At 57.3% G+C, this 13,667-nt stretch carries 14 protein-coding genes; 6 read left to right on the forward strand and 8 right to left on the reverse strand.

Annotated elements, in window-relative coordinates; genetic code table 11:
• Positions 1–24: 24 nt before the first annotated feature.
• Positions 25–2,166: a ferrous iron transport protein B gene (gene feoB / locus F1C16_RS19605; RefSeq protein ID WP_185282278.1), complete on the forward strand. Its 2,142-nt coding sequence runs from the start codon at positions 25–27 to the stop codon at positions 2,164–2,166.
• Between the two features lie 163 nt (positions 2,167–2,329).
• Here feoB and F1C16_RS19610 read toward each other — a convergent pair whose 3' ends face one another.
• From F1C16_RS19610 to F1C16_RS19645, 8 genes are all read right to left on the reverse strand, one after another.
• On the reverse strand, positions 2,330–3,040 hold the full coding sequence (locus F1C16_RS19610) for an SAM-dependent methyltransferase (protein WP_185282279.1): 711 nt from the start codon (positions 3,038–3,040) through the stop codon (positions 2,330–2,332).
• A 132-nt stretch (positions 3,041–3,172) separates the two neighbouring features.
• Positions 3,173–3,955 carry an alpha/beta fold hydrolase gene (locus F1C16_RS19615; protein WP_185282280.1) on the reverse strand — a complete coding sequence of 261 codons (783 nt, stop codon included), beginning with the start codon at positions 3,953–3,955 and terminating at the stop codon, positions 3,173–3,175.
• A gap of 31 nt (positions 3,956–3,986) precedes the next feature.
• Positions 3,987–5,927, reverse strand: coding sequence for an ATP-binding protein (locus tag F1C16_RS19620; protein WP_185282281.1), 1,941 nt, complete (start codon positions 5,925–5,927; stop codon positions 3,987–3,989).
• A gap of 106 nt (positions 5,928–6,033) precedes the next feature.
• The gene (locus F1C16_RS19625; protein ID WP_185282282.1) at positions 6,034–6,630 is read right to left on the reverse strand and encodes a hypothetical protein; all 597 of its coding nucleotides are present in this window, start codon (positions 6,628–6,630) and stop codon (positions 6,034–6,036) included.
• Entirely contained in the window at positions 6,631–7,692 is a 1,062-nt protein-coding gene (selD, locus tag F1C16_RS19630) for a selenide, water dikinase SelD (RefSeq protein WP_185282283.1), read from the reverse strand. It lies immediately after the preceding gene.
• 30 nt (positions 7,693–7,722) lie between these two features.
• Positions 7,723–8,115 carry a VOC family protein gene (locus F1C16_RS19635; RefSeq protein WP_185282284.1) on the reverse strand — a complete coding sequence of 131 codons (393 nt, stop codon included), beginning with the start codon at positions 8,113–8,115 and terminating at the stop codon, positions 7,723–7,725.
• Positions 8,116–8,138: 23 nt separating this feature from the next.
• Positions 8,139–9,152 (reverse strand): tRNA 2-selenouridine(34) synthase MnmH, encoded by a 1,014-nt coding sequence (mnmH, locus tag F1C16_RS19640; protein WP_185282285.1) that lies wholly within the window; start codon positions 9,150–9,152, stop codon positions 8,139–8,141.
• 96 nt (positions 9,153–9,248) lie between these two features.
• Positions 9,249–9,965: a pyridoxine 5'-phosphate synthase gene (locus tag F1C16_RS19645; RefSeq protein ID WP_185282286.1), complete on the reverse strand. Its 717-nt coding sequence runs from the start codon at positions 9,963–9,965 to the stop codon at positions 9,249–9,251.
• Positions 9,966–10,093: 128 nt separating this feature from the next.
• Here F1C16_RS19645 and F1C16_RS19650 point away from each other — a divergent pair, with 128 nt between their 5' ends.
• From F1C16_RS19650 to F1C16_RS19670, 5 genes are all read left to right on the forward strand, one after another.
• The gene (locus F1C16_RS19650) at positions 10,094–10,558 is read left to right on the forward strand and encodes a GatB/YqeY domain-containing protein (RefSeq protein WP_185282287.1); all 465 of its coding nucleotides are present in this window, start codon (positions 10,094–10,096) and stop codon (positions 10,556–10,558) included.
• Between the two features lie 182 nt (positions 10,559–10,740).
• Positions 10,741–11,262 (forward strand): CvpA family protein, encoded by a 522-nt coding sequence (locus F1C16_RS19655; RefSeq protein WP_185282288.1) that lies wholly within the window; start codon positions 10,741–10,743, stop codon positions 11,260–11,262.
• A gap of 129 nt (positions 11,263–11,391) precedes the next feature.
• Complete coding sequence (locus F1C16_RS19660; protein ID WP_185282289.1) at positions 11,392–12,015, forward strand: aminodeoxychorismate/anthranilate synthase component II; 624 nt, start codon at positions 11,392–11,394, stop codon at positions 12,013–12,015.
• A gap of 4 nt (positions 12,016–12,019) precedes the next feature.
• Positions 12,020–12,796: an alpha/beta fold hydrolase gene (locus F1C16_RS19665; RefSeq protein ID WP_185282290.1), complete on the forward strand. Its 777-nt coding sequence runs from the start codon at positions 12,020–12,022 to the stop codon at positions 12,794–12,796.
• Positions 12,797–12,906: 110 nt separating this feature from the next.
• Positions 12,907–13,584 carry a CBS domain-containing protein gene (locus F1C16_RS19670; RefSeq protein ID WP_185282291.1) on the forward strand — a complete coding sequence of 226 codons (678 nt, stop codon included), beginning with the start codon at positions 12,907–12,909 and terminating at the stop codon, positions 13,582–13,584.
• Positions 13,585–13,667 lie beyond the last annotated feature (83 nt).

Consider the following 13,667-nt stretch of genomic DNA (forward strand, 5'->3'; position numbering starts at 1 on the left):
ACGATAAAGCGAGCGGGCGCCGGCATGTCGGCAACTACACTGGAAGTGGCGTCGCCGCGGCTGCCGGGCACGCTCACGCGCATTGCGCTGATTGGCAACCCCAACTCCGGCAAGTCGTCGCTGTTCAATCAGCTCACGGGCCTCAACCAGAAGGTAGGCAACTTCCCAGGCGTGACGGTGGACCGCAAAACCGGCGTGGCGCAAATTACGCCCCTGCTGCGCGCCGAAATCATCGACCTGCCCGGTACGTACTCACTCTACCCCAAAAGTCTCGACGAGCGAGTTATCACCGACCTGCTCTACGATAGAACCTCGGCCCAATACCCCGACTTTGTAGTGGTGACGGCCGACGCCAGTAATTTGCGGCGCAACCTACTGCTGTTTACACAATTGGCTGACTTGGGCCTTCCCGCCGTGCTGGCTCTTAATATGATGGACACGGCCGAGCAGCACGGCGTCAAAATTGACGTGGCGGCCTTGCAGCAAGAAGTAGGCGTGCCCGTCATTCCCATGAATGCCCGTAAAGGCATTGGCATAGCGGCCCTCAAGATTGTGATGGGCCAACAGTTGGCAGCGCCTACCGTGCGCTTCTACGAGCCCACCGAGGAGCTGCTGCCCATGATTCGGCAGATCCGTTACTACTTCAACCTCCACAACGATTACTTGGCGCTGCACTACGCGCATCAGTATCAACGTATTAGCTTTCTGACTGCCGACGAGCAAGCCTACATCGGGGAGTTGGTGCAGCAGTATGGTTTCGAGCCCACAGCGCAGCAAGCCCAGGAGACAATTGACCGTTACGCCCGCATCAACGAGCTGCTGCTGAACGTAGTAGAAGTAACACGTACCGACGAGGCCGAGCCCTACAGCAACCGCATCGACCGGGTGCTGACGCATAAGGTATGGGGCTACCTGATTTTCTTTGGGGTGCTGTTTCTGATGTTCCAGGCGGTGTTTGCCTGGGCCAGCTACCCTATGGAGCTGATTGACGAAGGCGTGGCCTGGATCAATCAATTGGTGCAAACCAACTTCGAGGGGCCGCTCATCAGTCTGCTCACGGAAGGCGTACTGGCTGGCCTGGGCGGCGTGCTGATTTTCATTCCGCAGATTTCTCTGTTGTTTGCTTTCATCGCGGTGCTGGAGGAAACCGGCTATATGGCCCGCGTCACGTTCATGATGGACCGCATCATGCGCAAGTTCGGGCTGAACGGGAAAAGCGTCGTGCCACTGATTTCGGGGGTAGCGTGCGCCGTGCCGGCCATTATGAGCGCCCGCACCATCGAAAACTGGAAGGACCGCATCATCACCATCTTCGTGACGCCGCTGATGTCGTGCTCGGCACGCATTCCGGTGTATACTGTGCTCATTGGTTTGGTAGTGCCCGATGTGCCGGTGCTGGGCATCTTCAATCTACGCGGCATTGCCCTGATGGGGCTGTATCTGCTAGGTTTCCTCGCCGCTATTTTGTCGGCATTGGCCATGAAGTTTCTGCTGAAAACCCGCGAACGGAGCTACTTTATTATGGAGTTTCCGGTGTACCGCTGGCCGCGTTGGAAAAACGTGGGTATTACCATCGTAGAGAAGGTAAAAACCTTCGTGTTTCAGGCGGGTAAGGTGATTGTGGCTATTTCCGTTATCCTGTGGGTATTAGCCTCCTACGGTCCTGGCGACCAGCTGGCCCAAGCCGAAACTCAAGCCCGTGCTGCGGCCACGCAACAGCAACTCTCGCCCGAAGAAACGGAAAATGCAGTGGCCTCAGCCAAGCTCGAAAACTCCTACGCCGGTACGATAGGGCATGCGCTGGAGCCCGGCATCCGTCCGCTGGGCTTCGACTGGAAAATTGGTATTGCATTGATTACCTCCTTTGCTGCCCGCGAAGTGTTTGTGGGTACCATCTCCACTATCTACAGCGTGGGTCAGGATGCCGACACGCGCACCATTCAGCAGAAGCTAGCCACCGCCCGCGACAGCCAAGGCCAGCCGTTCTTCACGCCGGTGCGGGCCTTGTCGCTGCTGGTTTTCTACGTATTTGCCATGCAGTGCATGAGCACACTTGCCGTTACCTACCGCGAAACCAAAGGGTGGAAGTGGCCTATTCTGCAAGCCGTATATATGACGGGCCTTGCTTATGCTGCTTCGTTGCTAGTGTACCAGCTAGGTTCGTAGGGGCGAAGTAATTTTGTAGGTAGATAAGAAAAACGTCTGTCATCCTGAGCGGAGCGAAGGATCTTATGCCCGCAGAACGACTATCGTACTAACGACTCGTTCTGCGGGCATAAGCTCCTTCGCTCCGCTCAGGATGACAGACGTTTTCGCTCAGTATCTTACCCTACTGCCCTACCAAAAACACCGCTGGTTGCTTGTGAATCTCGGGGAGGCCGCGCTTTTTCCAGCCAGCAACCGTATCGGTGCGCACGTACTCATTGGGGGCCGTGAGGCTGGCTGCGATGCACAGGCGGGTAGAGGGCTGCAACTGGCTCAGCAGGTCTTCGAGCAATGGCATGTTGCGGTAGGGCGTTTCGATGAATAGCTGGGTTTGGTGTTGAGCCAGCGCTACGCGCTCTAGTTGCTTCACGGCCGCAGCACGGCGGCCCCGGTCGATGGGTAGGTAGCCGTGAAAGGTGAAGCTCTGCCCGTTCATGCCGGAAGCCATCAGGGCCAGCAGCAAGCTGCTGGGGCCTACCAGCGGCACCACCCGGATACCCAATTGGTGCGCCCGCCGGGCCAGCTCGGCGCCGGGGTCAGCCACGCCGGGGCAGCCTGCTTCGGACAGCACGCCTGCATCTTGTCCCGCCGCCACTGGCGCCAGCGCCGCCTGAATCTGTGCTTCCGTGCTGTCTTTGTCAATCACCGTGAGGCGCAGGTCTTCGATAACCTGCTCGGGTGCTACCTGCTTGATGAAGCGCCGCGCCGTACGGGCGTTTTCGACCAGGAAATACCGGAGCGCGGCAATCTGCGCCGGTACCTGGGCCGGCAGCACCTGCGTGGCCGTATCGTCGGCCAGCACGGTAGGAAGGAGGTAGAGCGTACCAGGTGTCAATGAAGAGTTAAAAATTAAGAATTAAAAATGATTGTCTGCCTTTAGTTGAAGCTGATATAGCAGGCGTGTTATGCGTTGCTTGCAAGGCTCTTATGGTACCTAGCCTACCTATTTCTAGGTATCTATTCTTACTTACCCCTGGTCCACGAAGGCTTTTACCAACTCGAATACCTGATCGGGTTCCTCAGCGTGCACCCAGTGGCCGGCGTTGGGGATGGTAGCGATGTGGCTGTTCGGAAACAGGGCCGGAATGCCGTGCAGCTTGTCCTCGGGCGTGATGTAGTTGGAGCGGCCGCCGTTGATGAACAAGGTAGGCTTCAGGAAAGGCGTGTCGTTGGTGATTTCCTCGCCAATCTGGGCCATTTCGGCATCCAGTACGGCCAGGTTGGGGCGCCAGGCGAAGGAGTTATCTTCGCGGCGGTAGAGGTTTTTGAGCAGGAACTGTCGTACGTCGGGCTGCGAAATGTGCTGAGCCAGTGCGTCGTCGGCGGCCTGGCGGGAAGTGCAGGTAGTGAAATCGACGGCGTGCAGACCAGCCAGAATATCATCTTGGTGGCGCATATCCGAGAAGGCGGGCGCAATGTCAACCACAATGGCCTGGGCCAAGTAGCTGGGGTGGTCGAGGGCGAAGCGCATGGTTACCTTGCCGCCCATGCTGTGGCCTAGTAGGGTAGTGCGGTCGGCGGGAAGTTGCAATTGCGCAAACAGCTTGCGCACGTCTTCGCTCATCAACTCGTAAGTGTGCTCGGGTGCGTGCGGCGAGCGGCCGTGGTTGCGCAAATCCACCAGCACCACGCGGTAGTGCTCGGCCCAGCGCCGGGCCAGGGTTTGCCAGTTGTCGAGGGTGCCGAAAAGGCCGTGCAGGATAACCAGGGTACGCTCGCCCTGCCCCAATTCGCGGTAGTGTAGTTGCATAGTGCCGGCAAAGGTCGGAAGAAGCTAGGTATTACGCTGGCAACGGCTCTGGGGTGGCGCTGGGAAGCTCAATTTCAATAGTCGTTCCCTGGCCCTGCGCACTATGAATGCGCAGCTCTCCATGTTGCCGGTCTACAAAAGCGCGGCACAGCACCAGGCCCAGCCCCGTACCCTCGCGCCGCTGCCAGCGGGTAGGCTGCGCCAAGGAGTTAGGATGCAGCAGTGCTGTTACCTGCTCAGGAGACATGCCTGGACCACTATCTGTACAAGCAAGCACCACGGCCTGAGGGCTGGCAGCGGGGTAGGCGCCCAGCCGCACGGCGCTACCCACCGGGGCAAACCGCAGCGCATTGCTCAGCACGTTGCGCAGAATGGTGCGCGTCATGTTGTAATCGGCGTATAGCGTAAGCCGAACCGGAACGTCGGTTAGCAGCTGAATCTGTTTGGCCTGTGCGGTTGTCTGATACAGCTCCACAATTTCGGCAAACAATTCTGCCACGGGCAGCGGCTCAGGCTGAAAAGCCAATTCCCCGTTCTGGTTCACGGCCCATTTCAGCAAGTTATCGAGCAGGTGGTTGATGCTGCTGGTGGTTTGATGCACCAGGGTGGGCAGGCGGCGCAAGCCAGCCTCATCGCCATTGTTGAGGTAGAATTCAATCAGCTTTGTTACGCCCGAGAAGGAAGTCACGGGTCCGCGCAAGTCATGCGCCACAATCGAGTAGAGACGGTCTTTGGAGGCGGCCATGCGCTGCAACTCCGCTGTGGTTTCCTGTAAGGCCCTGTGATTGCTGGAGAGTGCTGCCCGGCTGCGCCGCAACTGTAAGTAAATGAAAATGAAAGCCGCCAGCCCTACCGTTAGAATGGCAATGGTAATGATGAGCTGACGGTTCAGCATACTCTGCAACTCCTCGTTAGCAGTAAGACGGGCAATTTGCTGCTCCTTGTCCTGGGTTTCGTAACGCTGCTGCAAAGCGGCCAGCGCCACCAGCCGGTCATGGTTGTTGAGGGTGTCATTGAACAGTAGGTAGCGCTGCTGCCAGGCATAACCCTGGGCAAAATCGCCCTGTGCCGCTGCAATGTTGGCTAAGCTACTATATGCCTCAAGCAGGAAGGAGTAGTAGCGGTGGGCGCGCGCCAACTCCAGCGCTTGCATAGCAGAAATTTCTGCCTCAGCGGGACGTCGGCGGGCTAGCAGTACGTGGCTCAGTTGTAGCAACGCACTGGTTTCTATTTTGGAGTTGTGTCGTTCTTGCGCCAGGCTCACAGCATTGCGCATCAGCCCTTCGGCAGTAGCATACTGCGCAATCGATTGATAATAAGCACCTAAATTAGCTGTGTACTGCGCTTGCGCAAGAATGTCCTTGCTACGACGAGCCATAAGAAGGGCGCGGTGCAGGTGCTGCAACGCTTGCTGATTACGGTGCATGGCCAGCAGCAACACCCCCACATCGCCAAACAGCGCAATCTGGGTAGGGCGCTGCACACCTTTGTGGTAGGCCAGCGCCAGTGCTGGTCGGTAGAGACGCCACATGGTGGCCGTATCGCCGCGGACTGAGTGCACACTAGCCATGTGGTGGTAGCTGCGCACAATGCCGTCGTAGGAGTTGAGCCGCCGGGCCAACGACATGGCCTGCTTGTACAGCGTGAGGGCGTATTGGCTGTCGCTGAGGTTGGTGTAACACACGCCCAGACTAAGTAGGCTCATCAGCTGGCCCCGTTGGTCGTGTAGCCGCCGGGCCAGTGTGAGGGCCTGCCGACCATAGACAATGCCTTGCTCCGGGGCGTTGTCGTAGTGCTGCACGCACAGCGAGTCTAGGAGGCGCACGCGGTTGGTATCGGGGGGCAGGATGGCCAGCAGGCGGTGCATCCGCTGCACGGCCAGCGAATCCTGAGCCTGTGCAGATGATATTCCGGCAGCACTTACCAGCAACAGGCAGAGCCAGAGTTGCTTGAGTGAACCGGAGAATGACACAGCGTAGGGATAGGGATAGACGAAAGCCAGCAAACCGTACCGAATTTATCGGCGATGCAACGGATTGTTGGTAAACAAGATAATAGAATTAAAATTAGTTTTTATTTCACAAAAAGCAAAACCATTCCTGGCGCTGCTCCAGATGTGTGTTCCGCAGAAACTCTGCCAGCGGTTGCAGATCGGTCAGGATAGAGGTGACAGTAAGTGCTTCGCCGCTAGCTAGATGTAGTCGCAGGTATTCATATTTGTTCCAGAACACATGCCGCGATACACAGGTGACATATTCCACCCGCACCAAATCGGCCCGGCTAAAGGGAATACGTACTCGTTGTTCGTACACTTCCAAGCGGTTCTGCTTGCCATCAAACACCAGCGTGGTGCTGAAATTACGAGCGTAGTACTGGGCATGCAACACCAACGACGGCACCGAAAAGCCCAGTACAACAGCCCCAAGCGCCATTGCCAATACTAGCTCCACCGCCGATAACGTGCCCAGGTAAAAAAATGACAGCAAAAACGGCAGGCCCACGCACAGGCACAGCAGCGGCCAGAATAGTAGGTAGAACTGCCGCAAAAAGGTGGGCTGGTATACCTTGCTGTTCTTGCTGAAAAAATTCGTGATAAACCGCAGCCCTACCACTATCACCAAAATGGCGAAAGTGGCTTCCAGTAGCGGGCGTAAAAAGGTCAGAAAGCGAGTCATTTACCGGATGGTTATCCACGGCTCATCCGCCGCGTGGGGGCGCAGGGTGCCAAACGGCGCGAGGTGCAAGCCGTGCCGCTGAAAAACTGCTTGGGCTTTTTCCCTACCCTCCGGTGCCACGCACACCAGCAACCCCCCCGAAGTTTGCGGGTCGCAGAGCCACTGGCGCTGCTCGTCGGAGATGGGGCCTACCTTGTGGCCGTAGCTGGCCCAATTGCGGTTGGTGCCGCCGGGCACGGCCCCTTGCTGCCGGTAGGGCTCGGCGGCGGCCAGCAGCGGCACGTGAGCAAAGTGGATTTCGGCCGTCAGGTTGCTACCCTCGCATACCTCCGAAAGGTGACCTAGCAAGCCAAAACCCGTAACATCGGTCATGGCGTGCACGGCTTCCAATTCGCCTAGCTCAGCCCCAATTTTGTTGAGTTGCATCATAGACTGCGGCGCCAGATGGGCGTCTTCGTCGCGCAGAATGCCTTTTTTCTGAGCGGTGGTCAGCATTCCTACCCCCAGGGGCTTAGTGAGGTACAGCTCGCAGCCGGCAGTGGCGGTGTCGTTGCGCTTGAGTTGGGCAATGTCGACCATACCCGTAACGGCTAGCCCAAAAATGGGCTCCGGCGAGTCGATGCTGTGGCCGCCAGCCAGCGGAATGCCCGCCTCGCGGCAAATGCTGCGGCTGCCTTCCATTACACGCTGGGCTACCTCAGGTGAGAGCTTATCCACGGGCCAGCCCAGCACGGCAATGGCCAGCACTGGCCGGCCGCCCATGGCATACACATCGGAAATGGCGTTGGCCGAGGCGATGCGTCCGAAATCGTAGGCATCATCTACAATGGGCATGAAGAAGTCGGTGGTGCTGATGAGCGCCTGTCCGTTGCCAATGTCGTATACGGCCGCATCGTCGCGGGAACCGTTGCCTACCAGCAGCTTGTCGTCGTGGGGCTGGGCAATAGTGGTGTGCAGGATCTGGTCGAGCACCGCCGGTGCAATTTTGCAACCGCAGCCCGCGCCGTGGCTGTATTGGGTGAGGCGAATCTGGTCGGGGGAGGTTATTTCAGAATCAGACATGCTGAAGATGGTGAAACGTTTAAAGAAATATTATAGGGCCCATTCTGCTTGCTGAAGGACTATTCGATAGCCATCCGGGTCTTCAAAGCAGCACCCCTTCTCATTCCAGTAAGGGTTATAAGAAGCAACGGGAGGAAACCCGCAATGCTGCATTCGTTGCAGGGTAGCCTTCCATGAAGCAGCATCGGGTACATAAAAAACCAGTAGATGATCTTGAGTAGGCGCTTTGCCCACAATATGGCCTATCTGATGAGTGAATTCAAAATGATAAGGTGCCTGTGAACGACCAAGCATTACTCCATTGAAACCATTATGGTCATTGAATGAGCTTAGCTTTTCAAACCCAAGCCCATCACAATAGAAATGCATAAGTGCATCTATATTATCAGTAGGACGAGCAACGCGAAGCACAGGTGTATACATAATTGATTCGGTAGAGTAGCAACTTACATTGCTTTTGTAGCTGCTAACACCAAATCCGCATTTGCCGCCGCATCGCAGGTGTCGGATACTACACGAGTGAAGGTGCGGCCTTCTAGCCCGTGGCCATAGGTTTTATCGTAATAATCGAGCACCAGGCTCACCATCTTTTCCATATCGTCTTCGCCAATGGCGGCCAGGGCTTCCTTGGTAGCTAGTCCGCCCAGGCGCTTGCGTATGCGCAGCACGGAAGTAGCCAGCGCGCCCGCATCGTGCTGACCGTACTCCTCGGCCAGCTTGCGCACCCGCACTGCCCTCGGGATTTCCAATACCACCAAGGGCGCTTCCTGCAACTGCGTAAACAGCGGCGGCGGAATATGCACGCCCCCAATGGTGCGGCTTTCGTCCTCTGCCCACGCGGGTAGGGTAGGGGGTAGGGCCGCCATCAGCAGCGCCAATTCATTTTCGAACTGCTCCTGGGTAGGCTGAGCGGGCTGCCCAATGCTACCAAAAGCCGAGCCTTTGTGCCGCGCCACGCCTTCCAGGTCCAGCACGGCCTCGCCGCGGGCGGCCAGCTGGTGCAGCACATCGGTTTTGCCCGAGCCGGTGAGGCCGCCCAGCACGCGTAGCGGCCGGGGCTCCGTAAACTGCGCCAAGGCCCAGCGGCGGTAGTCCTTATAGCCTTTGTCGAGTAGCTCTACCCGAAAACCGGCCAGCTCCAGCAGCCACTGCACGGCTCCGCTGCGCATGCCGCCTCGCCAGCAGTGCAGGCGCACGGCCCGGCCGGGCGCTACCTTCTGCGCCTGCTTCACCATCTGGCTCATCTTCGGCCCAAACAAATCCAGCCCCAGCAGCACGGCCCGCTCTTGGTTGATTTGCTTGTAGGTGGTGCCAATGCGCGCCCGCTCCTCATCCGAAAACAACGGAAAGCTCACCGCCCCCGGAATATGCCCTTGCGCAAACTCAATGGGCGCCCGCGCATCCAGAATAGGTAGGTCTTCGGGTAGTTGCAGAAAATCGGGTAGGGCGAGGCGGGGCATCCTTTATAATTAGGAATTAGGAATTAAAAATTGAGAATTGGAAGGGGCGAGTGAGAGCGGTTTCTACGGTTACGCCCACTTCGTACTCCTTCTCCTTTAATTGATTAGTTGCCTCCGGTACAGCTGAATCGTGTTCTCCAAGCCTAGATACAGCGCGTCGCAGATGAGGGCGTGGCCGATGCTGACCTCGGCTAGGCCGGGTAGGTTTTGGTGGAGGTAGGCCAGGTTCTCTAAATCGAGGTCGTGGCCGGCATTGAGGCCCAGGCCCAGTTCCTGCGCCAGTTCGGCGGCTTGGCGGTAGGGCGCCAGGGCAGCGGCAGGGTCGGCGGCGTAGTTGCTGGCGTAGGCTTCGGTATACAGCTCGATGCGGTCGGTGCCAGTGGCTATAGCGGCTTTCACCATGGCCGGGTCGGGGTCGAGAAAAATGCTGACGCGGCAGCCTAGTGCTTTCAATTCCTGTACTACCCCAATAAGGTAGACCTGGTGCTTGATGGTGTCCCAGCCGGCGTTGGAGGTAATGGCATCGGGGGCGTCGGGCACCAGCGTTACCTGCTCGGGGCGCACCTCGCGCACTAGATCCAGAAAATCGGGGGTAGGGTTGCCTTCCACGTTCAGCTCCGTGGTCACTACCTGCTTCAGGTCGCGCACGTCCTGGTAGCGCACATGGCGCTCGTCGGGGCGTGGGTGCACGGTGATGCCTTCGGCGCCAAACCGCTCACAATCACGGGCAGCCTGTAGCAAGTCGGGGCGGTTATGGCCACGCGCATTCCGCAGCGTGGCGATTTTATTTATGTTTACGCTTAGCTTCGTCATCAGAAAAAAGAAGAAGTACGATTGTACAACCCATCGTAACCGGCCAAAGTTACGTTTTGCCTGCATAGTGGCCCACGGATTCTTCTGGCTGCTACCTTACCAACTCTAGTTACTCATTCCTCCCAAAAATGGCTCTGAAAGAAACCATCGACGCTGATATCAAAAAGGCCATGTTGGCCAAAGACAAAGTGCGTCTGACCACGCTGCGCAGCATCAAATCCCAGATTTTGCTGGCCGAAACCGCCGAGGGTGCCCACGGCGCGGCCCTCTCCTCCGCCGACGAAATCAAGCTGCTGACCAAAGCCGCGAAGCAGCGCCGCGAAGCCGCCGAAACCTACCAACAGCAGTTCCGCTCCGATCTGGAAGAAAACGAGCTGGCCGAGCTGGCCATCATCGAAGAATACCTGCCCCAGCAACTTTCTGAAGCGGAGCTGGTAGGCCGCCTCACCGAAATCATTCAGCGCGTGGGCGCCACCGGCCCATCCGACCTAGGCAAGGTGATGGGCATTGCCGCCCGCGAGTTGTCCGGCCAAGCCGACGGCCGCATGATTTCTCAAACCGTGGGTCACCTGCTCAACAACACGAATTTTTAAGGTAGGAGGGTAGTGAAATAAAAGTACGTGTCATCCTGAGCTTGCGAAGGATCTTATCACAGGAGAACGACAGACGTATCAGCGACTCGTTCTCGCGTGATAAGGTCCTTCGCAAGCTCAGGATGACAGACGCTTTGTAGGAGCTCACTACTCACAACTTCGCCACTTCACCACCTCACAGCATGTCTGGCCTTGATATTCTGCTGCTGATTCCGCTAGGGGTAGGAGCCGTGAAGGGCTTTCGGCGCGGACTGGTGCTGGAAGCTGTTTCGCTGCTGGCCTTTGTGCTGGGGCTGATTGGGGGACTGGCCCTGCTGCACGACGTTATTCCGCTGGTGCGTAACTATGTGGGCGAGGCCTTCGGGATGCTGCCGCTGGTAGCGTTTCTACTGGTGTTTGTGCTCATTATGTGGGGAGTGCATCTGTTGGGCGGCTTCATCCGGACGGCCGTGCACTTGACACCCCTAGGCATGCTCGACCACTTGCTGGGTGGCGTGGCGGGGCTGCTGAAGTGGCTGCTGGGCCTGAGCTTATTGCTCTACGGCCTCTCACTTTCGGGCATATCCTTACTCTCACCCCAGCTTACAGCCGACTCGCATGTACTACCCTTCGTGCAACGCGCCACGCCGCTGGCTTTGCAGGTGGTGGCGTGGGTGATGCCCTTTGCCGGTACGCTGCTGGCAAAACTTCGGGGCGTGTTTTAGGTTGAGGGATAAAATAGTGAGATGGTGAAATAGCGAAATGGCGAGTTTGACGTTCTAATGGCGCCATCTGCGCAACATGCGCCGTCAAAACGTCAAACTCGCCATTTCACCATCTTACCACTTCACCGGATGCGCCTGCTGCTGCTCGACAACTTCGACTCCTTCACCTACACCCTGCGCGATTACCTGTGCCAGGCCGGGGCCGAGGTGCAGGTAGTGCGCAATGATGTGCCGCTGGCCGCTATTCAGCAGCTCGATTTCGATGGCTTGGTGCTGTCGCCGGGGCCGGGCGTACCCGCTGCGGCGGGCGTGATGCCAGCCGTTATCGAAGCCTACCATCAGCACATGCCGATGCTGGGTGTGTGCCTTGGCCATCAAGCGCTGGGCGAGTTCTTCGGGGCGAAGCTAGGGCGGGCGGCTCGGCCCATGCACGGCAAGGTATCGAGGATGCGGTGGGTAGGGGAGGAGCCGCTGCGTTGCGGCTTGCCCACGGAAGTAGCCGTAACGCGCTACCACTCGCTGGTACTGCGAGAACTGCCACCCACTTTGCAACCTTTGGCCTACACCACAGACTCTACCCAAGAGTTAATGGCCTTCCGACACACCACCCTACCCATCCACGGCGTGCAGTTCCATCCCGAAGCCCTCCTGACAACCCACGGCGGCACTATGCTCCGCAATTGGGTCAAGTATTGTATCATTGCAAAGAGCGGTGGGGTAGAAATTTCACTTACCGACCAGACTATCCTTTGAGACGATGGAGTTGCAGATCAAGGAACGTAATCATTTTCAATACATTGATGAAGGCAGTGGCGAGGTGCTACTATTGCTGCACGGTTTGTTTGGCGCGCTCAGCAACTGGCACGATGTGGTAGACAGCTTCCGCGGCGAGTACCGCGTCATCATTCCCCTGCTTCCCATCTACGACATGCCGCTGCTGAAAGCAGGCGTGCCGGGCTTGGTAAATTTTGTAGAAGATTTCCTTGCCGAGCTGGGCCTGACCGAGCCGATGGTGGTGCTGGGCAATTCCTTGGGCGGACACGTGGCACTGGTCTACACGCTGCACAATCCTGCCCACGTAGGGCGCCTGGTGCTCACGGGGAGCAGCGGCCTATTCGAAGATTCGATGGGTAGCTCTTTTCCCAAGCGCGGCAACTATGATTTTGTGCAGCAGCGGGTGGCTTACACGTTCTACGACCCTCAAATTGCCACCAAAGAGTTGGTAGATGAGGTATTCAACGTCACGAACTCCAATGCCAAATGCTTGCGCATCATCAGCATTGCACGGTCGGCGCAGCGCCACAACCTTAGCAAGGAATTGCACAACATTCAGGTGCCCGTGCTGTTAGTATGGGGGTTGAATGATACGATTACGCCGCCTGTGGTGGCGCACGAGTTCTACCGACTGCTACCTCAGGCAGAGCTGCGCTTCCTCGACCACTGCGGCCACGCCCCTATGATGGAGCGCCCTGTGGCCTTCAATCAGCTGCTCCACCAATTTCTCCACCGCACCCAACCCCAACCTGTCGATTAATTACGTATTATACCAAAACGAACGGCCGGGCTTCAAAAACAAGAGAATGCCCGGCCGTTTCGTTTACTGTCCGCGTTGCTTTCCCTACCTCTGATTAGTTCTTCCTGCCGATGCTTTCGATGATAGCCGAAGACTTAGTAAATCAAATGATTCCGCCGCTCAAGGTGTCGGACACCGCTGGGAAAGCTGCCAAGTGGTTGGAAGAATTCCACGTAAGCCAACTGCCCGTGCTGGATGGCCGCCAGTATGTGGGCTTGGTCACTGATATCGACGTTACCAATTACGAGCACCCGACGCACCAGCTGGCTACCCTACCTTTGGGCTACGCCACGGCCTACGTGCAGCGTCATCAGCATTTCTACAACATCATGGAAGCAGCCGTACAACATAAAATTCAGCTGGTGCCCGTGCTCGACGACCAGCGTAACTATATAGGCGTTGTCACCATCAGCGACGTGCTGGCTGCCTTCGGGCAGAGCCCTGACATAGCTGGCCGTGGCGGTATTCTAATTCTGTCGATGAATGAGCGCGACTACTCTTTGTCGCAGATCAGTCGCTACGTGGAGGAGAATAATGCCAAGATTCTCAGCGCCCACGTGGCCCAAGATGAGCAGGATAGCTACAAGATTCAACTGACCCTGAGGCTCAATACGCCGCAGATACAGCGCATCGTGGCTACGCTGGAGCGGTTTGGCTTTGTCATCACGGCGCAATTCAGTGGTGCCGAAGATGCGGTACCGGAAGATCAGGAGCGTTATGATGCGCTGTTGAAATATCTGAGTTTGTAGTTAGAACAGAGTCAGGCTGTGAAAAGGCAATAGATTGCGTTGCCATTTGTGAGCATCCGGCGGCCTGATTATTGATGTGGAGT

This window comes from Hymenobacter sp. NBH84, assembly GCF_014217645.1.
In the GTDB taxonomy this organism is placed as follows: domain Bacteria; phylum Bacteroidota; class Bacteroidia; order Cytophagales; family Hymenobacteraceae; genus Hymenobacter; species Hymenobacter profundi.